This window comes from Sphingomonas sp. DC1600-2 (assembly GCF_049897605.1).
Classification (GTDB): domain Bacteria; phylum Pseudomonadota; class Alphaproteobacteria; order Sphingomonadales; family Sphingomonadaceae; genus Sphingomonas.
Map to the genome: position 1 here is coordinate 425,068 of NZ_JAFCWO010000003.1, position 20,999 is coordinate 446,066.

Genomic DNA, 20,999 nt, shown 5'->3' on the forward strand with positions numbered 1-20,999 from the left:
TGTATTAGCCAAATAGGGATCATGCGCTCCCCGATCGTCCTGTTGCTCGCCCTGACATTGCCGATTGCGGGGTGTTCGGTCGGACCCGCCTACCACCCCGCCACCCCGGCTGCGCTGGGCGTTCCCGATGGGTATTCGGTGGCCGCCGACACGCGGCCCTTGGCCAACATCACGACATGGTGGGCCAATTTCGACGATCCCTTGCTGGCCAGCATCGTCGAGCGCGCGCGCGTCAACAACCTCGATATCGCGCAGGCTGTCGCACGGTTGCGCCAGGCACGCGAAGCGCTGATCCAGTCGCGCGCGCAGTTGTTGCCGACGCTGAGTGGATCGGCGGGCTATACCCGATCGCAAAGCATTGTCGGCGGCACCACCACTTTGCCGGGCGGGGCGACGATCATCACCGGGCGCGGTTCCGGCGACACGCTGTCGGTCGGGCTAAGCGCGTCGTATCAGGCCGGGCTGTTCGGTGAGATCCGCGGGACCATCGATGCCAGCCGCGCGCAATATCAGGCGTCGGGCTTCAATTATGCCACCGTCCTGCTGTCGACCCAGGCGGAAACCGCGCGCAATTACATGCTGGCGCGGCTGTATCAGGCGCAACTTGCCAATGCGCGCGGCTCGCTGGTGCTGCAGGACGACAATCTCGAAATTGCGGGCTTCCGCGTGCAAGCGGGGCTGGTGTCGTCGCTCGATGCCGAACAGGCGCGCTCGCAGCGCGCCAGCACGGCGGCGACCATCCCGACGCTCGAACAGAATTACAACGCGGCGGTGTCGCGGCTCGGCGTGCTGACGGGGCAGGCACCGGGCGCGCTGAAAGCCGAGCTGGAAGCGGTCAAACCGATCCCCGCCGGGCCGGATTCGGTCGCGACGGGCATTCCGGTCGATACGCTGCGCCAGCGCCCCGACGTGCGCGCGGCCGAACGCTCGCTGGCCGCCGCTGTCGCGCAGATCGGCGTGGCCAAGGCGCAACTGTATCCGGCGCTGGCGATCAGCGGCAGCTTTTCGACCGATGCGTCCAAGATCGGCAATTTGTTCCAGACGATTGCGGGGCAGGCCTTTGCCGGGCTGACCCAGGCGATCTTCAATGGCGGGCGGCTGCATTCGCAAGTCCGCGCCAACGAAGCCGCCGCAGACGGTGCGCTGGCGGCGTATAAGTCGACCGTGCTGACCGGCCTGGAAGATGTCGAAAATGCCGTGGTCGCGCTCGACAGTGCCAAGCGTCGCGTGGCGGAATTCACCATCGCGCTCGATGCCGCCAACAACACCGCGATCCTGTCGCGCAGCCAGTATCGCGCGGGTTTGACCGATTTTACCACGCTCAACACCGCCGAGAGCAGCCTGTTGTCGGCGCGCAACGGCTTGTCGCAGGCGCAGTCCGATCGCGCCAATGCCCTGGTCCAGCTCTATCTCGCGCTCGGCGGCGGCTGGGACAGTGCTGCCGATCCGACGACGCTCCCGACTTCTTCTTCTCCCGCGCAGGTACGATAAATGGCCGATCCCGCCACCTCCAACACTCGTCCCGATCTGGACGCCTTTCTGGGGGCCAAGCCGGTTCCTGCGTGGCGGCGCTGGGCCAAATGGGGGGCGGTCGCGCTTGGCGTGATCCTGCTGCTTTTGGCGCTAAAGAGCTGCCTCGCCGGAAGCGCCAAGCCCGAATATGCCACCGAAACCGTCGCCCGCGGCGCGCTATCGGTCAGCGTTTCCGCAACGGGCAAGCTTGCTCCCACCAACCAGGTGCAGGTCGGCTCGGAATTGTCGGGCCTGGTCACCAAGGTGGTGGTCGACGTCAATGACCGGGTCACCCAGGGTCAGCCGCTCGCTTTGGTCGATCCCTCGCGTTTTCAGGATGCCGTCAACCAGAGCCAGGCCGCGCTCAACGCCGCGCAGGCAACCGTGGCGCAGAACCAGGCGACGCTGGCACAGTCGGTCGCGCAATTGGCGCGCTTGCAGGAAGTCAGCCGCCTGTCGGGCGGGCGCGTACCGGCCAAGACCGAGCTGGAACAGGGGCTTGCCGATCGTGACCGCGCCATCGCCAATGTGAAGGCGGCCGAGGCCAATGTGGTGTCGGCGCGCGCGACGCTGTCGTCCAACGCCACGCAGTTGCTCAAGACCGTGATCCGCTCGCCCGTCAACGGCGTGGTGCTCGCGCGCCAGATCGAGCCGGGCCAGACCGTTGCCGCATCGTTCAGCACGCCGACCTTGTTCGTCATCGCGCAGGATCTGTCGGCGATGAAATTGCAGGTCGCGATCGATGAGGCCGATGTCGGATCGGTCAAACAGGGGCAGAAGGCGACCTTCACGGTCGATGCCTTTCCCGGCAAGACCTTTCCCGCCACGATCACGCGCGTCGATCTCGGGTCGAACCTGAGCGCGCAGACATCCACCACGACCTCGACAACCACCACCACCGGGCAGGTGGTGTCGTACAGCGCAACGCTCAGTGTCGCCAATGGCGACCTGCAATTGCGCCCTGGGATGACGGCGACCGCCGACATCATCACCAGCGCCAAGACCGATGTGTTGCTGGTGCCCAATGCCGCCTTGCGCTTCAAGCCGGCGGCGACGGGAGCCAGCGCGAACAGCGGTATTGCGGGTGCCCTGATTCCGCGCGGGCCGCGGCGCGGCGGGGCTGGCTCGACCAAGGGCGAGACGGTCAAGCGCGGGGGATCGCAGACAGTGTATGTCGCCGATGCGACGGGCATGCCGCAGCCGGTGCAAATCACCACGGGCGAGAGCAACGGCACGATGACCGAAGTTATCGGCGGTGACCTCAAGGTCGGCGACAAGGTCATCACCGGGCAATTGGCGACCGGCGCTACGGCTCCCGGATCGAGCAAGCGCAAGGGCAATGGCGGGCAGAGCGGTGGCCAGTAGCGCGCCCGTCGCGATCGAGCGCGGCGCACGGATCGGGCCCGCCGCGGGCCAGCCGATCATCAGCCTGCGCGGCGTCACCAAGACCTATGGCGAGGGCGCGACCGCGTTCCTGGCGCTGAAGGGCATCGACCTCGACATCGCCGAAGGGGATTTCGTGGCGGTGATGGGGGCGAGCGGATCGGGCAAATCGACGACGATGAACATCCTCGGCTGTCTCGACGTGCCGAGCGGCGGGACCTTCCAGTTCAAGGGCGTGCATGTCGAAACGCTGGATCGAGACCAGCGCGCTTTGCTGCGGCGCAAATATCTTGGGTTTGTGTTCCAGGGGTTCAATCTGCTCGCACGCACCAGCGCGCTGGAGAATGTCGAACTGCCTCTGCTCTATCGCGGTGACGCGAAGAAGGCGCGGCGCGCGGCGGCGATGGCGGCGCTCGACAAGGTCGGGCTGGCCGACTGGTGGGATCACACGCCTGCTGAGCTGTCGGGCGGGCAGCAGCAGCGCGTTGCGATCGCGCGTGCGATCGTCACCAGCCCGGCGGTGTTGCTGGCCGACGAGCCGACCGGCAACCTCGATTCGGAACGCTCGGTCGAGATCATGCAATTGCTCGCCGGGCTCAACCGCGACAGCGGGATTACGGTGATTATGGTGACGCACGAGCCCGACATGGCGGCGTTTGCGCGCACGATCGTGCATTTCAAGGACGGCCTGGTCGAGCGCGTCGATACGCAGCATGCGCCCGGCCAGGTTCCGGCGTTCGACTGATGCTCGGCACCACGCTCATCCTCGCGCTGCGCTCGATCTCGCGGCACAAATTGCGGTCGTTCCTGACGACGCTCGGCATCATTATCGGCGTGGCGGCGGTGGTGACGATGGTGACACTCGGCAACGCCACCACGGCGGCGGTGCAGAAATCGATCTCGTCGCTGGGCACCAACATCCTGCAAGTGCGTCCGGGACAGGGCTTCGGCCGTGGCGGCGGCGGGCCGCGTCCGCCCGATTTCAAGCCGCAGGACGTGGCCGCGATCCGCGATCAAATCGCCGGGGTCACCGCTGTGGCGGCGCAGGCAGGCACGTCCGCGACCGCAATTTACGAAGGCGCGAACTGGTCGACGACCGTCAATGGCACCACCAACGAATATTTCCTGGTGCAACCATGGCCGTTGACCGAGGGCCGCTATTTCTCGCCGACCGAGGAGGCTGCGGGCAAATCGGTTTGTATCATCGGCAATACCGTTAACGACAATCTTTATCGCGGTGGCTCTCCGCTCGGTACGCGGATGCGGATCGGCGGGATTTCGTGTGATGTGATCGGGTTGCTGTCGAAGCGCGGCCAGGCCGGCTTTGGCGGTGACCAGGACGATGTCGTGATCATGCCGCTCAAGACCGTGCAGCGCCGTTTTACCGGTTCGACCGATCTGAAGCTGATGCTGGTCGGCGTCGACCAGGCGTATTCGAGTGCCGCAGTGCAGGCCGCGATCGAGAATCTGCTGCGCGAACGGCGCAACATCACCGGCGGCAAGGACGATGATTTCAACATCTTCGACACCGCGCAGATTTCCGCGACGCTGACGCAATCGACGACCTTGCTCACCGGCATCGTCACCACGGTGGCGGCGATCAGCCTGATCGTGGGGGGCATCGGCATCATGAACATCATGCTGGTGTCGGTAACCGAACGCACGCGCGAGATCGGCATCCGCCTCGCGATCGGCGCAGTGGCGAATGAGGTGCTGATGCAGTTTCTGGTCGAGGCGATTGCCTTGTCGATGCTGGGCGGGGTGATCGGGCTGATCGTGGCGCAAGTGGCGGTACTGGGGCTATCGGGCGTGATGAAGGTCGATTACCTGTTCGTGCCGCAAATCAACATCATCGCCTTTGGCATTTCGGCGTTGATCGGTGTGGTGTTCGGCTATTTCCCGGCGCGCCGCGCGGCCTCGCTCAACCCGATCGACGCGCTGCGCCACGAATAGGCGCGCAGCGCACTTCTCTCGCCCTTACTTCCTCCGCGTCCTCCGCGCCTCTGCGCGAACAGAATCTTCTTTTTTTCGCGCAGAGGCGCGGAGGACGCAGAGAAGAATATGATGCCCGCTTGCGCGGGGTAAAGGGGATGGGCAGGAGGCTGGCATGACCAGTTGGAAAGTGAGCCTGCCCTGCACCCGCGCCGAAGCCGAGGCGATCGATGCCGCCGAGGATGTCGCCGAGGGCGTCGTGCTGATGACGACCGAAATCGAGGAAGATGACCGCGAACATTGGCGGCTCGACGCCTATCTCGAGGCGGAGCCCACGCCTGAGACGATCGCCGCGATCTGCGCGTTGGTGCCGAGTGCCGCTGGTGCGCCACCCGTGATCGAAAAGCTGGAGGACGAGGATTGGGTGACGCTCAGCCAGCAGGGGCTGGAGCCGATCGCCGAAGGGCGCTTCGTCGTCCACACCAGCGCGTACCCGGTCGCGCCGCCGCCGGGCGGGCGCGCTTTCCTGATCGAGGCAGGGCAGGCGTTCGGGACGGGGCATCATGCGACCACCTCGGGATGTCTCGCGATGCTCGATGGGATGGCGGACTGGGGTTTCGACAACATCATCGACGTCGGGACGGGGACGGGGCTTTTGGCGTTTGCTGCGCGTCATTTGTGGCCAGGGGCGACGATCGTCGCGACCGACATCGACCCGCGCGCGATCGTGGTGACGCGCGAGAATGCCGAGCTGAACGCAATTCCGGCGATCGACTTGATCGTTGCCGATGGCGCGCTTGACGACAGCATTACCGCGCGTGCGCCGTATGATCTGCTGATCGCCAATATTCTGGCAGGCCCGTTGGTGTCGATGGCACCCGAAATCGCCGCGATCGCGGCCCCGGGTGCCACCATCGTGCTGGCGGGGCTGCTGGAGACGCAGCGCGGCGATGTGGTCGCGGCGTTTGGCGAATGCGGCTGCACGCTGGACGCGGTCGACCGGCGCGGCGACTGGTCGATCCTGCGCTTGACGGCGGGGGCGGAGCGTTATGTGCCGACCAGGCCGATCGACCCCAAGGGCCGCGACGGCTGGGCGCTCGACCTCTGACCGGCGGGCGGTTGCGTCGTGGCCGAGGCCCCGGTACGGCGCAGCAACCTTTTTTGACCGGAGACCCTCTGTGACCGAGCCCACCTACGACGTCGTCGCGATCGGCAATGCCATCGTCGACGTGTTGTCGCAGTCCGACGACGCCTTCCTCGCCGAGGCGGCGATGACCAAGGGCTCGATGCAATTGATGTTCTCGCCGGAGGAAGCCGACGCGCTCTACGCCAAGATGGGCCCGGGCATCGAGGCGAGCGGCGGGTCTGCCGCCAACACCGTGGCGGGCATCGCCGCGATGGGCGGCAAGTGTGGCTTTATCGGCCAGGTCGCCAACGATGAACTGGGCGACATCTTCGCGCATGACATTCGCGCGGTCGGCATCGATTTCACCACCGCAGCGCGCGAAGGCGCACCGACGACGGCACGCTGCCTGATCTTCGTCACGCCCGATGGTCAGCGCACGATGAACACCTTCCTCGGTGCCTCGCAATTCCTGCCCGAGGCGGCGCTCGACCGTGACCTGATCGCCAGCGCCGCGATCCTGTATCTCGAAGGCTATTTGTGGGACCCGGAAGAGCCGCGCCAGGCGATGCGCGCCGCGATCGAGGTTGCGCGCAAGGCCGGGCGCAAGGTCGCCTTCACGCTGAGCGACGTGTTCTGCATCTCGCGCCATGGCGGCGACTTCCGCAAGCTGATGGCCGATGGTCTGATCGACATCATGTTCGCCAATGCAGCGGAGATCACCGCCTTGATGGGCACCGAGGATTTCGACGCGGCGGTGGCTGCCGCCTCGGCCGAAGTGCCGATGCTGGTGGTGACGCGCAGCGAGCATGGCGCGATCGCGGTGTCGGGCGGCAAGATCGTCAGCGTCCCCGCCGAGCCGATCGAGCGTGTGGTCGACACCACCGGCGCGGGCGACCTGTTCGCCGCCGGTTTCCTGCGCGGTCAGGCGCAGGGCAAGAGCATCGAGGCCTCGCTCAAGATGGGCGCGATTTGCGCCGCCGAGATCATCTCGCATTATGGCGCGCGTGCGCAGGTCGACCTGAAGGCGCTGATCGCCAGCAAGCTCGGCTGAAACCTTCCTCCCCTCCCTTTCAGGGAGGGGAGACGTGCGCGAGATATAAAAAAGGCCGGGGATCGCTCCCCGGCCTTTTTCGTGTGCGGTGCGACCCGGCTCAGATCGAGCCCGGCGGCAAGGGTGCCAGATCGTCGTCCGACACCACCTCGGTGATGCCGCGCCCGACATGGCTGCGCGAACGGCTGTAGAGGAAATACACGATCAACCCGATCGCGCCCCAGCCCGGCAGCACCAGAATAGCGGTGAGCGGCAGCGAGAAATACAGGCCAAGGCAGCCGATGATCGCCAGCGGTGCGATGATGTAGACCGCCGGCGTGCGGAACGGACGACGCCGCGACGGATCGGTCTTGCGCAATACCATAACCGACACCGCCACCATGAAGAAGGCGAACAGCGTGCCCGAGTTGGAATAATCGGCAAGCTTGCCGACCGGCAGCACCGCCGACGCCAGCGCCGCGCCGATGCCGGTGACGACGGTCACCACATGCGGGGTGCGGAACTTCGGATGGACCGAAGCGAGCTTGGCAGGGAGCAGACCGTCACGCGCCATCGTGAAGAATACGCGGGTCTGGCCGAACATCATCATCAGCACGACCGACGGCAGCGCCAGCACGGCGGCGAGGCCAACCAGGCGACCGATGGCGGGCCAGCCGATCGACGTCAGCACGTGCACCAGCGCTTCCTTGGAGCAGACGAGCGGCTCGAGAGCCCCGCTGGCGACGATGCTGGCGCAGCGGCCAGCAAGCTCCGGCGAGCCCGGCGACAGCGGAATGCCACCGCTCATCACCGGCTGCGCGCCGATCGCACCGATCGCACCGGTGGCGACGAGCAGATAGAAGATGGTGCACACGCCAAGCGACGCGATCAGGCCGATCGGCACGTTGCGCTGCGGGTTTTTGGTTTCCTCGGCCGCCGTCGAAACCGCGTCGAAGCCGACATAGGCAAAGAAGATCGACGCCGCCGCGCCGAACACACCGGCGGTGCCGGTCGGGATCAGCGGGTTGAAATTGCTCGATTTGAGGACCGGAATGGTCAGGATGATGAACGCGGTCAGCGCGGTGATCTTGATCGCGACGAGCACGGCGTTGGCGCGCGCGCTCTCGGTGGTGCCGATCACTAGCAGCCAGGTCACCAGGCCGACGATCACGACCGCCGGAAAGTTGATCCAGCCGCCTGTCGCCATTGCCGTGGTCAGATCGGCATTGGGCGTCGCACCGAAGGCGACCGCGACATGCGCCATCAAAGCGTCGGCGTTACTGATCGCGGCGGGCACGTGCACGCCGAGACCCGTAAGCAAGCCGACGAAATGGTTCGACCAGCCGACCGCGACCGCGCTCGCGCCGACGGCATATTCGAGGATCAGCGCCCAGCCGACCATCCACGCCAGCAATTCGCCGGTAACGGCATAGGTGTAGGTATAAGCGGAGCCCGAGACCGGCACCATCGAAGCCAGTTCGGAATAGCATAACGCGGCGACGGCACAGACGAAGCCCGCCACGACGAAGCTGAGCAACATGCCCGGCCCGGCCTTTTGCGCGGCTTCGGAGGTGAGCACGAAGATACCCGTACCGATCACCGCGCCGATGCCGAGCATCGTCAACTGGAACGCGCCCAGCGATCGATGCAGACCCTTCTTTTCGGCGGTCGCGAGAATCGCGTCCAGAGATTTCACCCTGTCAAAAATCATGCAGTTGGATCCCCACGTGTGTGCTGCGCGATCCACCGATACGCGCGCTTACTATACGAGCCTAAAGCCAAAACGGGCGCGCGCAATCCCCTTAGCGCGCGAGCAACGGCCCAAGCGCGCGCCCGGCGAAGATATGGACGTGAAGGTGCGGCACTTCCTGGTGCGAATCGGTGCCGCTATTTGCGAGCAGCCGGTATCCGGGGGCGACCAGTCCGGCATCGCGCGCGACCTTGCCGACCGCGCGGACGAAGCCGGTGATTTCGGCATCGGACGCCTTTGCGCTGAAATCATCCCACGAGACATAGGCACCCTTGGGGATAACCAGGATGTGCGTCGGGGATTGCGGGTTGATGTCGGGAAAGGCGAGGGCATAGTCGTCCTCGTACAGCCGCGTCGCGGGAATCTCGCCGCGCAGGATCTTGGCGAAGACGTTCTGGTCGTCATAGGGCAGTGTTGCGTCGACGGGCATAAATTCCCCTCCCGCGGGCGGGAGGGGTTAGGGGAGGGGCTTTCCTCCTGGGGCTCCCGGCGGTGTGGGCTTCATGCCCTCCCCCAACCCCTCCCGCAAGCGGGAGGGGAGAAAGAAGGCCCCTCCCGCAAGCGAGGGGAGAAAGAAGCGGCCACCCCGCAAGCGGGAGGGGAGCATTAGGCCTTTCGCGCGGCCCTTTCGTCGATTCCCGACACGCCTTCGCGCCGCGCGATTTCGGCGCGGATGTCGTCGAGCGTGACGTCGCACTCGGCCAGCAGCACGAGCAGGTGGAAGACGAGATCGGTCGCCTCTCCGACCAGTGCGGCCTTATCCTCGACCAAAGCGGCGATGACGGTTTCGACCGCTTCCTCGCCGACCTTCTGCGCAATCTTCTTGCGGCCGCGTGCGAACAGCTTGGCGGTGTAGGAGGTTGCGGGATCGGCACCCTTGCGGGCGTGGATCGTCGCTTCGAGCTGGTCGATCGGGTCTTGGGCCATGCGCCACGGCTGGCGCAAGTGCCGCCGCGCGTCAATCCTTGGGCGGGCGCTTCAGGAAGCGTTTGCGCAAAGCGCGGCGCACCACGAACACGCCGATTGCAGCCACCACGAACAAGGCGATGTCCGAGAGTTCAGGCCCGGTGCGGACCTTCGGCACACCGCTGTGCGGAGCGGCGAGGGCGGGTGTTACGGCTTGAAGACCGAGGATCGCTGTTGAACAGGCCAGTTGCGCCCCAGCACCACCCCGGCGTACGCCGGGGCCCAGTCGCGACACTTCGGAAATCATGGTGCGGTCCCAGCTTGCCGACGCTGGCGCATCTGGGCCCCGGCGTTCGCCGGGGTGGTGGCGAATCGAGAACTTCACGCGACCGGCCGCCGTACCGGGATGCCCGCTGCTGCCAGCGCGGCGTGGGCGTCGGCAATGCTCGCTTCGCCGAAATGGAAGATCGAGGCGGCGAGCACTGCGCTGGCATGGCCCTCGCTGATCCCCGCGACGAGATCGGACAAGCCGCCGACCCCGCCCGAGGCGACCACCGGCACGCGCACCTGATCGGCGATGGTGCGCGTGAGCGCGAGGTCGAAGCCTTGCCGCGTGCCGTCGCGGTCCATCGAAGTGACGAGCAATTCGCCCGCGCCAAGCTCGGCCAGCCGCAGTGCGTGCGCGACGGCATCGATGCCGGTCGCCCGCCTGCCGCCATGGGTGAACACTTCCCAGCCGCCCTCGACGCGCCGCGCATCGACCGAGGCGACGACGCATTGGCTGCCGAAGCGGTCGGCGAGATCGGCGACCAGTTCGGGCCGCGCCACCGCCGCGCTGTTGATCGCGACCTTGTCCGCCCCCGCCAGCAGCAGCGCGCGCGCATCCTCGACCGAGCGCACCCCGCCGCCGACCGTCAGCGGCATGAAGCAGACCTCGGCGGTGCGCCGCACCACGTCGAGGATCGTGCCGCGCGCCTCATGGCTGGCGGTGATGTCGAGGAAGCACAGTTCGTCCGCCCCCGCCGCATCATAAGCGCGGGCCTGCTCGACCGGATCACCCGCATCGCGCAGCTCGACGAAGTTGACGCCCTTGACGACGCGGCCATTGGCGACGTCGAGACAGGGAATGACGCGCGCGCGGACGGTCATAGGGGAGGGAGCAGAAAAATTGACCAAGTGATAAGTCCAACGATTAAGGCCACCCTACCCAGAATAGCTACCCAAAAGAGCGTCGGACTAGCTGCGCGGGTCACATCGATCCGTTGTCCACCCATCCAATGCACCGACGTGCCACGACTGAAATCGCGCCATGTAAGGGTGGCACCAATCAAACATACTGCGAGCGCCAGCGCGGTTGCGAGGTAAAAGCTCACGCCGCCGCCGCCACAGCCAGCGCCGCCGCCAGATCGAGCCGCCCGTCATACAGCGCGCGCCCCGTAATTACGCCTTCTACACCATCGCGGTTGTGCAGCGCGAGCACGTGGATCTCGGCGATGCCCTTTACCCCGCCGCTGGCGATGACCGGGATACGCACCGCGCGCGCCAGATCGACGGTTGCCTCGACATTGCAGCCTTTCAGCAAGCCGTCGCGCCCGACGTCGGTGAAGAGCAGCGCGGCAACGCCCGCATCCTCGAACCGCCGCGCCATGTCGATCACTTCGACGGTGGAGACATCCGCCCAGCCCTTGGTCGCGACGAAGCCATCGCGCGCATCGACCGCGACGACGATGCCGCCGGGGAAATCGCGCGCCGCCGCGCGGACCAGCTCGGGGTTTTCGAGCGCCGCGGTGCCGATCACCACGCGCGACACGCCCAGATCGAACCAGCGCTCGATCCCGGCGCGATCGCGGATGCCGCCGCCCAATTGCACATGGCCGGGGAAGCGCTCGACGATCGCGCGCACCGCCTCGCCATTGACCGATTCGCCCGCGAACGCCCCGTCGAGATCGACGACGTGGAGATGCTGCGCGCCAGCTTGCGCAAACAGCATCGCTTGCGCGGCGGGATCGTCGCCATAGACGGTCGCGCGGTCCATATCGCCCTCGGCCAGGCGGACGACCTGGCCGCCCTTCAGATCGATCGCGGGGAAAACGATAAGGCTCATGGTTTCCAGCTCAAGAATCGCGTGAGAAGATCGAGCCCGTAACGCTGGCTCTTTTCGGGGTGGAATTGCACGCCCAGCATGTTGTCGCGGCCAATGGCGGCGGTGACCGGCCCGGCATGATCGGTCCCCGCGATCACATCGTCGCCCTCGAAGGCGTAGGAATGCAGGAAATAGGCTTCGCCCGGCACGATCAGCGGATGTGCGACGCTGGGGACGACATCGTTCCAGCCCATATGCGGCACTTTGGCGGTAGGGTCGGCAGGGGTAAGGTGGCGGACGGTGCCGCGCATCCAGCCGAGCCCGGCATGCGTGCCCAGTTCCTCGCCGGTATCCGCCATCAATTGCATACCGACGCAAATGCCGAGGAAGGGCACCGCGTCGCTTCGCACGCGCTGTTCGAGCGCCTCGACCATGCCCGGCACTGCGCGGAGTGCCGCCGCGCACGCGCCGAACGCGCCGACTCCGGGGAGGACGATACGGTCGGCAGTCGCGACGGCGGCGGCATCGGCGGTGATCAGCACGTCGCTGGCGCCCGCCGCCTTCAGCGCATTGGCGACCGAATGCAGGTTGCCTGCGCCATAATCGATCAGGGCCAGCGTCACATTCCCCTCCCGCTTGCGGGAGGGGTTAGGGGAGGGGATGGCAAGATAGCGGGCCGGAAGGGCAGGCCCTCCCCCAGCCCAGTTCCGGGTCGGATGTGCCCCCGGCACATCCTCAACAGCGCGGGGCGCTGTTGACCCAGAACTCGCAAGCGGAAGGGGAGCGTCACAACGTCCCCTTGGTGCTGGGGATCACGCCTGCCTTGCGCGGGTCGAGCTCGACCGCTTCGCGCAACGCCCGCGCGACGCCCTTGAACGCGGCTTCGGCGATATGGTGGTTGTTGGTGCCGTACAGCGTCTCGATGTGCAGCGTGATGCCCGCGGTCTGCGCGAAGGAATGGAAGAAATGTTCGAACATTTCGGTGTCCATCTCGCCCAGCTTCTTCTGCGAGAAGGCGGTCTTCCACACCAGATAGGGCCGACCCGAAATATCGATCGCGACGCGCGTGAGCGTCTCGTCCATCGGCGACAGCGCATCGGCATAGCGGCGGATGCCGCGCTTTTCGCCCAGCGCCTTCAGCACGGCTTCGCCAATCGCAAGGCCGGTATCCTCGACCGTGTGATGCTGGTCGATGTGCAGATCGCCCACCGTCTTGATATGCATGTCGATCAGCGAATGGCGGCTGAGCTGTTCGAGCATATGATCGAAGAAGCCGATGCCGGTGGAGACCGTATAGGCTCCCGTGCCATCGAGGTTGACGGTGACGTCGATCGACGTCTCGCTGGTGTGGCGGCTGATCGTGGCGGTACGCATGCTTTCCCCATAACGCGCTTGCGACCGCATGCAATCTTGCTGCCTATGTTGACTCCCCAATCTTGACGACGACGCAAAGCCCGCTACCCAAGGGCGCATGAGCGATGGCCTTCCCGATAGTCTGATTCCCTATGACGAAATCGTCCAGGAGGCGTTGCGTGCCGTGGTCGGGAGGGTGCTGGGGTCGGTCGCCAGCAATGGCGGCCTGCCGGGCGAGCATCACTTCTACATCACCTTCAAGACGCAGGCACCGGGCGTGGACATTCCGCAACGCCTGATCGAGCGCTTTCCCGATGAAATGACGATCGTGATGCAGAACCGCTATTGGGATCTGCTGGTAGACGACACCAAGTTTTCGATCGGCCTTAGCTTCAACCAGGTGCCGTCCAAGCTGGTGATTCCCTATTCGGCGATTACCCTCTTTCATGATCCGGCGGTCAGTTTCGAATTGCGCTTCCAGGCGGCGGAAGGCCCCGAAGGCCCCGAGCCGCATGACGAAGCGGAGAATGACGGCCCGACGATCAAGCCGGTCGAGGATGGATCCAACGTCGTCGCGGTGGATTTCAAGCGGAAGAAGTAAGCTGGCCGTATAAACGACTCTTTATACGACCCTTTTCGTCACCCCGGGCTTGTCCCGGGGTCCACCGTGCCGCACATCGCAACCGATCGGCTTTGCAGCCCGGTGGATGCCGGGACAAGCCCGGCATGACGGAGTTGGCATGGTTCAGAATACCCGCACCGAAACCGATTCGCTTGGGCCCATCGAAGTCCCGGCCAGCGCTTATTGGGGCGCGCAGACACAGCGTTCGATCGAGAATTTCCCGTTTCCTGCGACCGAGCGCATGCCGATCGCGATCATCCACGCGCTCGCCATCGTCAAACAGGCGGCGGCACGGGTGAACCGCCAGCATGGCCTGCCCGCCGAGATTGCCGACGCGATCGAGACGGCGGCGGCGGAAGTGGTGGCGGGCAAATTCGACGATCAGTTCCCGTTGGTCATCTGGCAGACGGGCAGCGGCACCCAGTCCAACATGAACGTCAACGAAGTGATTGCCGGGCGCGCCAATGAGCTGCTGACCGGCACGCGCGGCGGCAAGGTGCCGGTCCACCCCAACGATCACGTCAACAAAAGCCAGTCCTCGAATGACAGTTTCCCGACCGCACTGCACATCGCGGCGGCGCTTGCCGCGACGCAGCGGCTGTTGCCCGCGCTCGACCGGCTCAACCGCGCGGTGAAGGCCAAGTCGGAGGCGTGGCGTGATATTGTGAAGATCGGTCGCACGCATTTGCAGGACGCGACGCCGCTGACGCTGGGGCAGGAATTCTCGGGGTACGCGGTGCAATTGTACCGTTGCTATCACCGCATCGAACCGGCGATCACCCACAATATGCTGTTGCTCGCGCAAGGCGGCACGGCGGTCGGCACCGGCCTCAATGCGCCCGCCGGTTTCGCCGAGGCGTTTGCGGCCGAGGTGGCGGCGATCACCGGCCTTGCCTTTGAAACCATGCCCAACAAGTTCGAGGCGCTCGCCTCGAACGATCCGATCGTGCACGTGTCGGGCACACTCAATACGCTGGCGGTGGCGCTGACCAAGATCGCCAACGATATTCGCTTGCTGGGTTCGGGCCCGCGTTCGGGGCTGGGCGAACTGCATTTGCCGGAGAATGAGCCCGGCAGCTCGATCATGCCGGGCAAGGTCAACCCGACGCAGTGCGAAATGCTGACGATGGTGGCGGCGCAAGTGATCGGCAATCATCAGGCGATCACGATCGGGGGGCTACAGGGGCATCTCGAACTGAATGTGTTCAAGCCGATGATCGGCGCGGCGCTGCTGCGCTCGATCGATCTGCTGAGCGTCGGCATGGCGAGTTTCGCTGAGCGCTGCGTCGAGGGGATCGAACCGAATCGCGACCGGATCGCCGAACTGGTCGAGCGTTCGCTGATGTTGGTCACCGCGCTTGCGCCCGAAATCGGCTATGACAATGCCGCGAAGATCGCCAAGCACGCGCACCATGAAGGCCTGACGCTCAAGGAAGCGGGGCTGGCGCTCGGACTGGTCGACGCCGAGACGTTCGATCGCTTAGTCCGCCCCGAAACGATGGTCTGAAGCGCCGCAGGCATTCTCTCTCTCCTTCTGCTCCGCGTCCTCTGCGCCTCTGCGCGAATCATTCTTCTTTTTTGTTCGCGCAGAGGCGCGGAGGACGCAGAGGCGCAGAGAGTGGGTGGGATGTAGCGCGGGTGCGCGATTTGTGGAGGAGAAGTGTTCCGCTTCGCGGGGTTTGGGCAGGAACCATATCGCCGGTCGCGCGCTCAAGCGGCGAATGGGAGACTAGACATGAGTTTCACGACCCTGATTGGTGCGGCGATTGGCAGTGCGATCGATGGCGCGAGCGGTGATGACAGCAGCATCGATGGTGCGATCGAAGGCGCGATTGCCGCCAATGTCGTGAAGGCGGTGATTCCGCTGGCCTTGACCTTCGCGACTGGCTGGCTGGTGCTGCGCGGGATCGGTAAAGTGAAGGATCAGGTGTTCGGAACCAGCACCGCCGAGCGTTGATCGGCCACGCCATGCCTTGACGGGACGGCCATGCCCGCGCCAAAGGCGCGCATGGTCGACCATCGCGCTTCTCAACCCAAGAACTTCAAACGCCGCGGACTGATGTTCGTCTTGTCCTCTCCGTCCGGGGCGGGCAAGTCGACGATCGCCAACCGGCTGCTGAAGGAAGAGCGCAACAAGCTCAAAATGTCAGTGTCTTACACCACCCGGCCGATGCGCAAGGGCGAGGTCGAGGGCAAGGACTATCACTTCGTCGACAAGGAAACCTTCCGCGCCATGGCGGAGGACGACCAGTTCCTCGAATGGGCGCGCGTGTTCGACGAACGCTACGGCACGCCGCGCGACACCGTGTTCAAGGATCTCGAACACGGCCAGGACATTCTGTTCGACATCGATTGGCAGGGCGCGCAGCAATTGTTCCAGCTCGCCGGCGGTGACGTCGTGCGCGTGTTCATCCTGCCGCCGGGCCTCAAGACGCTGCGCGAGCGCCTCGAAAAGCGCGCGACCGACACGCAGGAGGTGATCGACCGGCGCATGGACCGTGCGCTGGCCGAAGTGAGCCATTGGGACGGCTATGATTATGTGCTGGTCAATGACGATCTCGACGATTGCTATGACTGCGTGCAGACCATCCTGACCGCCGAGCGGCTCAAGCGCTCACGCCAGCGTGGCATGATCGGCTTCATCCGCCGCCTGCCCGAGAAATAAGAAGCGCACGCCAGCGTCGAAATCGCGACGCCGCGCTTCGATTCCGGCGGCCGCGAGCGGATCGCGGCCCCAACGTTCGGCCTGATAGTCTTCGTCGAGCGTGATCGCGTCCCAGACCTGTTCGGCGCTCGCCGCGCCCTCGGCCAGGGCCAGCGCCGCGATCAGCGATCCACCGATGGTGACGATCGGCGAGAGCGCCGCGAGCGCGAACGCATCGCGTGCGGCGATAGCGGACCCGAGTCGCTGGAGCGTCGCGGCGGGCTGCGCGCGGTGGAGGATGCCGGTGGCGACCTCGATCTGCACGTCATAGCGCGCGCGCGCCCAATCGAGCAGCGGGTCCCATGCCGCCGCCTGGCGCGCGACCAGATCCTCGGGCGCATCGGCGCGGTAACAGAGCAAGTCGCTGTCGGCATAAGTGGCGAGCCCGCGCGCGAACAATGCCGGATCGGGCGAGACCCGGTCGATCGCGGCGTTGGCGAGGCCGGTCAGCGGCATGGCGAGCGGGTTGATCTCGCCTTCGACCGCGCGCCATTCCTCGGCCACCGCCTCCGCCAGGGCAGCGGTCGGCAGTGCCAGCGGCACGCGGCCGGGGGTGCGCACGGGCTTGCCGTCGAGCTGGACGGAGCGGCTGTCGTCGAGGGTGACGTGGGTCCAGAAGCGTTTCATGGAGGTCTCCATAGCGCGGCGGTGCGCTATGTCGAACCGGCGTAGGCTATTCCGCCGGGGGCGTGCGCCAGCGTTGCGCCAGCGCGCGTGGGACGATCGCAATCATCAGCAGGGCGGAGAGCACCAGCGCGGTGCCGATAACCTTGGGAATCGGGGCATCGGCGCGGGCGATCAGCACTAGACCGAGCAAGGCTCCGGCCGACCCGGCGAGCCGCGTCGCGGTGATCGCAAGATAGCGATTGCGAATGGTCGCATCGGGATCGGTCACCGCGGTGTCTCCTGAAACGTGACTAGCTGGGGCAGCGCCGCCACCGTCGATGCGATGGCATGCGCGCCCGCAGCCGTCAGCTCGTCCACGGGGTGATAGCCCCAGGCGACGCCAAGCGCGCGTGCCCCCGCCGCGCGTGCCATCAGCATGTCATAGCTGGTATCGCCGATCATCACCGTTGTTTCGGGGGTTGCGCCCGAATCGGCCATGGCTGTCTCAATCATGGACGGGTGCGGCTTGGAGGGGTGGCGGTCGGCGGTCTGGAGCGTGATGAAGCGGTCGGCAATGCCGTGATGCGCCAGGATATGGGCAAGCCCGCGATCGGATTTGCCGGTGGCGACGCCCAGGTGCCAGCCATCTGCACGCAACAGATCGAGCACGTCGACGATCCCGGCGTAAAGCGGCTCCTCGGCCATCGCTCCGGCTGTGCGCATCTTGAAGAAGGCGGCCTTATAGTCGGCGGCGAGGCTCTGGTGCAGCGCATCCTCGCCCTCGGGCAGCAACTGCTGCATCGCCTCGACCAGGCTCAGCCCGACGATCCGCCGAATCGCCGACCGGTCCGGTGGGGTGAGGCTCGCCCCTGCGAAGGCGTGCTCGACCGAACGGCAGATGTTGTCCTGACTGTCGACCAGCGTGCCGTCACAATCGAAGAGCGCGAGGCGGTTCATCGAGTCATCGCTTCTGCGAGCGCCGGATTGCCGCTTCGCCGCAGGCCCGCGATGACACCGACATTGTCTTCGTTCGATTTGTGCTGGCTGAGCTTGGTCGTGCCACGTACCGTTTCCACCGCGACTTCAACGCCGATGATGCTCTTGAGCAATGTCTCGAAATATTCCGGGTCGGTTTTTCCACGCGTCCATGGCAGCTCGGGCGAAACACGCGGCTCGTTGAGCGCGGCGAGGGTATCGAGCTGTGCGGTCAGTTCCCTCTCATCAAGCAAGCGCGCCGTCCCGACGATCTCGACCGCGACATAATTCCATGTCGGCACATGCTGTGGTCCCTGCGGGTCGGCGTACCAGCTCGGGCTGATATAGCCGTCGGTCGCGCTGATGCTGAGCAGCAGCGTCGCGCCATCCAGGTGCCGCGCGATCCGATTGCCGCGCGCGACATGGAAGCGGAAGGCTCCGTCGAAGGGCGTAACCGGGGCATGCGCTACCATAGGCCCCTCGGGCGTGCTCACGAAGATGTGCGCAAAGGCTCGCTTGGCCGCGAAATCGAGCATCGAGACATCATCGGCAAAGCGGAAGGCGCGGTTCGGATGCATCGTGGACTAGTCCGACGCGCCCCGACGCCGCCGTTCGCCCTTGCGGTCCTTGCGGACGGTCTTGGCGTGCTGGCGCGCCTGCTGCTTCTTGACCGCGCGGCTTGGCGGGGGTGGCGATTCGAGCGGCATGGTGTTGCCCAGCATCTCGTCAAAGCCCAATTGCTTGAGGCTTTCGGCGAAGTGCGTCGGCAATTCGGCCTGGACGTCGATCGCGCCGCCATCGGGGTGATCGATGCGAATCCGCCTGGAATGCAGGTGCATTTTGCGCGAGATATTGCCGGTGAGAAACGCCGCCTGCCCGCCATATTTGCCGTCGCCGACAATGGGATGGCCGATCGCTGCCAGATGTACGCGCAACTGGTGCGTGCGGCCGGTATAGGGGATCAGCTCGAGCCAGGCGGTGGTGGTGCCCGCCATTTCGATCACGCGGTAGCGCGTCCGCGCCGGGCTGCCTTCCTTTTCATCGACATGCATCTTCTCGCCGCCAGAACCGGGCTGCTTGGCGATCGGCAGTTCGATCATCCCGTCCTCGATCGAGGGCACGCCGACGACCAGCGCCCAATAGGTTTTGCGTGCAGTGCGCGAGGAGAAGGATTTGGAGAAATAGGCGGCGGCACGCGCGGTGCGCGCGATCAGCAGGGCTCCGCTCGTGTCCTTGTCGAGCCGGTGGACCAGCTTGGGGCGGCCCTCCAGATCGTCCTGCAAGGCATCGAGCAAGCCATCGACATGCTCGATCGTCTTGGTGCCGCCTTGCGTGGCGAGGCCGGGCGGCTTGTTGAGCACGATCGCCTGGGCATCGCGATGAATGACCATCTCTCGCGCAAAGGTGATCTCGTCATCGCTGAGCGGCGGTCGTTCGCGCTTGACCGGGGCATCGACCCGGACCGGTTCGGCGGGCGGTACCCGGATCGCTTGACCGGTGGCGACGTGATCGCCGGGCTTGGCGCGCGCGCCATCGACGCGGAGTTGGCCGGTGCGCGCCCATTTCGCGACCGTGGTGTAGCTGGTGTCGGGCAAATGCCGCTTGAACCAGCGGTCGAGCCGGATGCCGTCATCGTCCACGCCAACAGTGAACTGGCGGACATCGGAGGTTGCTTTGGTGGGGCCGTCGCTCATGCCGCCACCCGCACGGCGGTGAGGCCGACGAACACGGCGAGAATCGACCCGATTACCGAGACGAGCACATAGCCGAGCGCCGTTCCGATACTACCGCGCTCGATCAGCGCGATGGTATCGAGCGAGAAGGACGAGAAGGTGGTGAAACCGCCGAGCACGCCGACGCCGAGCAGCAAGCGCCACGCCTCGCTGTTTGGGTGGCGCGCAAGAATACCGGCGAGCACCCCCATCGCCAGCCCGCCGACCAGATTGACCGTCAGCGTGCCATAAGGGAAATTGGGGCCGAACCCGGCGAGCGTGGCGCGCCCGACGAGTAAGCGCGCGGCCGAACCGAGCGCGCCGCCCGCCATGACGAGGATAAGATGATACATGAGGGTGCGTTAGCGCGGATTGACACAAAAATGAACCTTTTCCCCAACGCCGCCGCGCAGGGGGTGGTTTTGTGGCCGAGCGGCGTGGGTATCGCGCCGTCGAAACCCAGCTTAATTGCCGTTATTGGCGATCAGATCGACATCGGTGCCGCCATCGCGGCGCGGCGTGAGGAACAGCACATAGGCCCCGCCATCCCGGTCGCGCGTGCCGCCCAGCGTATGCTGGGTCCCGTCCGACTGATGTTCGGCGGTGAAGCCGGTGTTGGTGACGCGGGTATAATACCAATCGACCACGGTTTGCAGCCGCGCATTGGTCGAGAAGCTGACCGCGCGCAGCGCGCACGCACCGGTGTTCGCGCCGGCGGCCTCGGTCACGCGCGCGCCGGGGTACAGCGGGACATCGGCGGGGAGGCGATCGGCCCAGCTCGCCGAATAGCGCAGTGCGCCAGCGCAGGCGCTGGTGCGGCGGTTCGTCTGGCGCGCGGCGAGCGCGCCCAACGTCAGTGATTCGCGGGCGGCGGTGCAGCCGGGGCAATCCTTGCTCGGCGCAGGGGCGGATTTGATCGTTTCGCTGGTGGAGGCTCCGGCGGATCCGGGGGTTCTGCCCGGCGGCTGTGCGATGCCGGTTGGCGGTACGCCGCCCGAATACGGCTGTGCCGGTGGTCGGACGCTGTCCGCATTGGCATGTTGGGTGAGCGCGGGATCGACCATGATCTGGTCGTGCAGCGCCGCGGTCATCGCCGGGTCGCTGACATTGGCGTTGCCCGAGCCCGCCTCGACCAGTTCGTTATCGAGCGAATCGAGATTGCGGTCGTCATCGCGCTTGCCGCACGCCAGCAGAGCGAGCGGCAAAGCCACGGCGCTCAGGATGCGGAGGCGGATGCGGACCATCGATCGAAAGCTCCAATATCGGTCTCCGCTTTTGCACCGGGTTCGGTTAAAAAATCGTTGG

General features: G+C 65.7%; 25 protein-coding genes. 10 read left to right on the forward strand and 15 right to left on the reverse strand.

All coding sequences use genetic code 11. From position 1 onward, the window contains the following. The first annotated feature begins 21 nt into the window (after positions 1-21). From ACP7BL_RS08745 to ACP7BL_RS08770, 6 genes are all read left to right on the forward strand, one after another. Positions 22-1,491 (forward strand): efflux transporter outer membrane subunit, encoded by a 1,470-nt coding sequence (locus ACP7BL_RS08745; RefSeq protein WP_426258113.1) that lies wholly within the window; start codon positions 22-24, stop codon positions 1,489-1,491. Further along, positions 1,492-2,877: an efflux RND transporter periplasmic adaptor subunit gene (locus ACP7BL_RS08750; protein ID WP_426258114.1), complete on the forward strand. Its 1,386-nt coding sequence runs from the start codon at positions 1,492-1,494 to the stop codon at positions 2,875-2,877. It begins immediately after the preceding gene. Next, positions 2,852-3,640, forward strand: a complete 789-nt coding sequence (locus ACP7BL_RS08755) for an ABC transporter ATP-binding protein (RefSeq protein ID WP_231565285.1) — start codon at positions 2,852-2,854, stop codon at positions 3,638-3,640. Before ACP7BL_RS08750 ends, ACP7BL_RS08755 begins: the two co-directional genes overlap by 26 nt. After that, entirely contained in the window at positions 3,640-4,848 is a 1,209-nt protein-coding gene (locus ACP7BL_RS08760) for an ABC transporter permease (protein WP_426258115.1), read from the forward strand. Before ACP7BL_RS08755 ends, ACP7BL_RS08760 begins: the two co-directional genes overlap by 1 nt. Before the next feature lie 154 nt (positions 4,849-5,002). Further along, complete coding sequence (locus ACP7BL_RS08765) at positions 5,003-5,935, forward strand: 50S ribosomal protein L11 methyltransferase (RefSeq protein WP_426258116.1); 933 nt, start codon at positions 5,003-5,005, stop codon at positions 5,933-5,935. 70 nt (positions 5,936-6,005) lie between these two features. Then, a complete protein-coding gene (locus ACP7BL_RS08770) occupies positions 6,006-7,004 on the forward strand; it encodes an adenosine kinase (RefSeq protein ID WP_426258117.1) in 999 nt (332 codons plus the stop codon). Positions 7,005-7,104: 100 nt separating this feature from the next. Here the strand turns inward: ACP7BL_RS08770 and ACP7BL_RS08775 are convergent, their stop codons facing one another. The 8 genes from ACP7BL_RS08775 to hisB form a co-directional block, all read right to left on the reverse strand. Continuing rightward, positions 7,105-8,694 carry an amino acid permease gene (locus ACP7BL_RS08775; protein ID WP_426258118.1) on the reverse strand — a complete coding sequence of 530 codons (1,590 nt, stop codon included), beginning with the start codon at positions 8,692-8,694 and terminating at the stop codon, positions 7,105-7,107. A 91-nt stretch (positions 8,695-8,785) separates the two neighbouring features. Next, positions 8,786-9,163: a histidine triad nucleotide-binding protein gene (locus ACP7BL_RS08780; protein ID WP_341204656.1), complete on the reverse strand. Its 378-nt coding sequence runs from the start codon at positions 9,161-9,163 to the stop codon at positions 8,786-8,788. A gap of 176 nt (positions 9,164-9,339) precedes the next feature. Further along, positions 9,340-9,660 (reverse strand): phosphoribosyl-ATP diphosphatase, encoded by a 321-nt coding sequence (locus ACP7BL_RS08785; protein WP_426258119.1) that lies wholly within the window; start codon positions 9,658-9,660, stop codon positions 9,340-9,342. Positions 9,661-9,691: 31 nt separating this feature from the next. After that, on the reverse strand, positions 9,692-10,024 hold the full coding sequence (locus ACP7BL_RS08790; RefSeq protein WP_426258120.1) for a hypothetical protein: 333 nt from the start codon (positions 10,022-10,024) through the stop codon (positions 9,692-9,694). Then, positions 10,021-10,788 carry an imidazole glycerol phosphate synthase subunit HisF gene (gene hisF / locus ACP7BL_RS08795; protein ID WP_426258121.1) on the reverse strand — a complete coding sequence of 256 codons (768 nt, stop codon included), beginning with the start codon at positions 10,786-10,788 and terminating at the stop codon, positions 10,021-10,023. Before hisF ends, ACP7BL_RS08790 begins: the two co-directional genes overlap by 4 nt. Positions 10,789-11,008: 220 nt before the next feature. Beyond that, positions 11,009-11,743, reverse strand: coding sequence for a 1-(5-phosphoribosyl)-5-[(5-phosphoribosylamino)methylideneamino]imidazole-4-carboxamide isomerase (gene hisA, locus ACP7BL_RS08800; RefSeq protein ID WP_341204660.1), 735 nt, complete (start codon positions 11,741-11,743; stop codon positions 11,009-11,011). Then, entirely contained in the window at positions 11,740-12,345 is a 606-nt protein-coding gene (hisH, locus tag ACP7BL_RS08805; RefSeq protein ID WP_137903234.1) for an imidazole glycerol phosphate synthase subunit HisH, read from the reverse strand. Before hisH ends, hisA begins: the two co-directional genes overlap by 4 nt. Positions 12,346-12,508: 163 nt before the next feature. After that, positions 12,509-13,096, reverse strand: a complete 588-nt coding sequence (gene hisB / locus ACP7BL_RS08810; RefSeq protein WP_010407347.1) for an imidazoleglycerol-phosphate dehydratase HisB — start codon at positions 13,094-13,096, stop codon at positions 12,509-12,511. A 97-nt stretch (positions 13,097-13,193) separates the two neighbouring features. Between hisB and ACP7BL_RS08815 the strand changes: the two genes are divergently transcribed. The 4 genes from ACP7BL_RS08815 to gmk all read left to right on the forward strand — a co-directional run bounded on the left by ACP7BL_RS08815 (position 13,194) and on the right by gmk (position 16,362). Further along, complete coding sequence (locus tag ACP7BL_RS08815) at positions 13,194-13,676, forward strand: SspB family protein (RefSeq protein WP_033963122.1); 483 nt, start codon at positions 13,194-13,196, stop codon at positions 13,674-13,676. A 139-nt stretch (positions 13,677-13,815) separates the two neighbouring features. After that, a complete protein-coding gene (gene fumC, locus ACP7BL_RS08820) occupies positions 13,816-15,204 on the forward strand; it encodes a class II fumarate hydratase (RefSeq protein WP_426258122.1) in 1,389 nt (462 codons plus the stop codon). A gap of 228 nt (positions 15,205-15,432) precedes the next feature. Beyond that, positions 15,433-15,654 carry a hypothetical protein gene (locus ACP7BL_RS08825; protein ID WP_010407351.1) on the forward strand — a complete coding sequence of 74 codons (222 nt, stop codon included), beginning with the start codon at positions 15,433-15,435 and terminating at the stop codon, positions 15,652-15,654. Positions 15,655-15,705: 51 nt separating this feature from the next. After that, positions 15,706-16,362, forward strand: coding sequence for a guanylate kinase (gene gmk, locus ACP7BL_RS08830; RefSeq protein ID WP_426258240.1), 657 nt, complete (start codon positions 15,706-15,708; stop codon positions 16,360-16,362). Here the strand turns inward: gmk and ACP7BL_RS08835 are convergent. The 7 genes from ACP7BL_RS08835 to ACP7BL_RS08865 all read right to left on the reverse strand — a co-directional run bounded on the left by ACP7BL_RS08835 (position 16,312) and on the right by ACP7BL_RS08865 (position 20,938). Continuing rightward, complete coding sequence (locus tag ACP7BL_RS08835; protein ID WP_426258123.1) at positions 16,312-17,028, reverse strand: ATP12 family protein; 717 nt, start codon at positions 17,026-17,028, stop codon at positions 16,312-16,314. The genes gmk and ACP7BL_RS08835 overlap by 51 nt on opposite strands. 46 nt (positions 17,029-17,074) lie before the next feature. Continuing rightward, entirely contained in the window at positions 17,075-17,296 is a 222-nt protein-coding gene (locus ACP7BL_RS08840; protein WP_426258124.1) for a hypothetical protein, read from the reverse strand. After that, entirely contained in the window at positions 17,293-17,964 is a 672-nt protein-coding gene (locus ACP7BL_RS08845; RefSeq protein WP_426258125.1) for an HAD-IA family hydrolase, read from the reverse strand. The genes ACP7BL_RS08840 and ACP7BL_RS08845 overlap by 4 nt, the downstream gene beginning before the upstream one ends. Beyond that, positions 17,961-18,560 (reverse strand): FMN-binding negative transcriptional regulator, encoded by a 600-nt coding sequence (locus ACP7BL_RS08850; protein ID WP_426258126.1) that lies wholly within the window; start codon positions 18,558-18,560, stop codon positions 17,961-17,963. Before ACP7BL_RS08850 ends, ACP7BL_RS08845 begins: the two co-directional genes overlap by 4 nt. Before the next feature lie 6 nt (positions 18,561-18,566). Next, positions 18,567-19,676, reverse strand: coding sequence for an RluA family pseudouridine synthase (locus ACP7BL_RS08855; protein ID WP_426258127.1), 1,110 nt, complete (start codon positions 19,674-19,676; stop codon positions 18,567-18,569). Beyond that, on the reverse strand, positions 19,673-20,047 hold the full coding sequence (gene crcB, locus ACP7BL_RS08860; protein ID WP_033963108.1) for a fluoride efflux transporter CrcB: 375 nt from the start codon (positions 20,045-20,047) through the stop codon (positions 19,673-19,675). Before crcB ends, ACP7BL_RS08855 begins: the two co-directional genes overlap by 4 nt. 111 nt (positions 20,048-20,158) lie before the next feature. Beyond that, entirely contained in the window at positions 20,159-20,938 is a 780-nt protein-coding gene (locus ACP7BL_RS08865) for a hypothetical protein (RefSeq protein WP_033963106.1), read from the reverse strand. Between the last annotated feature and the right edge of the window lie 61 nt (positions 20,939-20,999).

Excerpts from the sequence above, each read along its gene's own strand:
- ACP7BL_RS08755 (WP_231565285.1), top strand. The coding sequence starts at position 2,852 with ATGGCGGGCAGAGCGGTGGCCAGTAGCGCGCCCGTCGCGATCGAGCGC.
- ACP7BL_RS08845 (WP_426258125.1), bottom strand. The coding sequence starts at position 17,964 with ATGAACCGCCTCGCGCTCTTCGATTGTGACGGCACGCTGGTCGACAGT.
- ACP7BL_RS08765 (WP_426258116.1), top strand. The coding sequence starts at position 5,003 with ATGACCAGTTGGAAAGTGAGCCTGCCCTGCACCCGCGCCGAAGCCGAG.
- hisF (WP_426258121.1), bottom strand. The coding sequence starts at position 10,788 with ATGACCGTCCGCGCGCGCGTCATTCCCTGTCTCGACGTCGCCAATGGC.
- gmk (WP_426258240.1), top strand. The coding sequence starts at position 15,706 with ATGGTCGACCATCGCGCTTCTCAACCCAAGAACTTCAAACGCCGCGGA.
- ACP7BL_RS08780 (WP_341204656.1), bottom strand. The coding sequence starts at position 9,163 with ATGCCCGTCGACGCAACACTGCCCTATGACGACCAGAACGTCTTCGCC.
- ACP7BL_RS08745 (WP_426258113.1), top strand. The coding sequence starts at position 22 with ATGCGCTCCCCGATCGTCCTGTTGCTCGCCCTGACATTGCCGATTGCG.
- fumC (WP_426258122.1), top strand. The coding sequence starts at position 13,816 with ATGGTTCAGAATACCCGCACCGAAACCGATTCGCTTGGGCCCATCGAA.
- hisB (WP_010407347.1), bottom strand. The coding sequence starts at position 13,096 with ATGCGTACCGCCACGATCAGCCGCCACACCAGCGAGACGTCGATCGAC.
- ACP7BL_RS08760 (WP_426258115.1), top strand. The coding sequence starts at position 3,640 with ATGCTCGGCACCACGCTCATCCTCGCGCTGCGCTCGATCTCGCGGCAC.
- ACP7BL_RS08850 (WP_426258126.1), bottom strand. The coding sequence starts at position 18,560 with ATGCATCCGAACCGCGCCTTCCGCTTTGCCGATGATGTCTCGATGCTC.
- ACP7BL_RS08750 (WP_426258114.1), top strand. The coding sequence starts at position 1,492 with ATGGCCGATCCCGCCACCTCCAACACTCGTCCCGATCTGGACGCCTTT.
- ACP7BL_RS08775 (WP_426258118.1), bottom strand. The coding sequence starts at position 8,694 with ATGATTTTTGACAGGGTGAAATCTCTGGACGCGATTCTCGCGACCGCC.
- hisA (WP_341204660.1), bottom strand. The coding sequence starts at position 11,743 with ATGAGCCTTATCGTTTTCCCCGCGATCGATCTGAAGGGCGGCCAGGTC.
- ACP7BL_RS08865 (WP_033963106.1), bottom strand. The coding sequence starts at position 20,938 with ATGGTCCGCATCCGCCTCCGCATCCTGAGCGCCGTGGCTTTGCCGCTC.
- ACP7BL_RS08815 (WP_033963122.1), top strand. The coding sequence starts at position 13,194 with ATGAGCGATGGCCTTCCCGATAGTCTGATTCCCTATGACGAAATCGTC.
- crcB (WP_033963108.1), bottom strand. The coding sequence starts at position 20,047 with ATGTATCATCTTATCCTCGTCATGGCGGGCGGCGCGCTCGGTTCGGCC.
- ACP7BL_RS08855 (WP_426258127.1), bottom strand. The coding sequence starts at position 19,676 with ATGAGCGACGGCCCCACCAAAGCAACCTCCGATGTCCGCCAGTTCACT.
- ACP7BL_RS08835 (WP_426258123.1), bottom strand. The coding sequence starts at position 17,028 with ATGAAACGCTTCTGGACCCACGTCACCCTCGACGACAGCCGCTCCGTC.
- ACP7BL_RS08825 (WP_010407351.1), top strand. The coding sequence starts at position 15,433 with ATGAGTTTCACGACCCTGATTGGTGCGGCGATTGGCAGTGCGATCGAT.
- ACP7BL_RS08785 (WP_426258119.1), bottom strand. The coding sequence starts at position 9,660 with ATGGCCCAAGACCCGATCGACCAGCTCGAAGCGACGATCCACGCCCGC.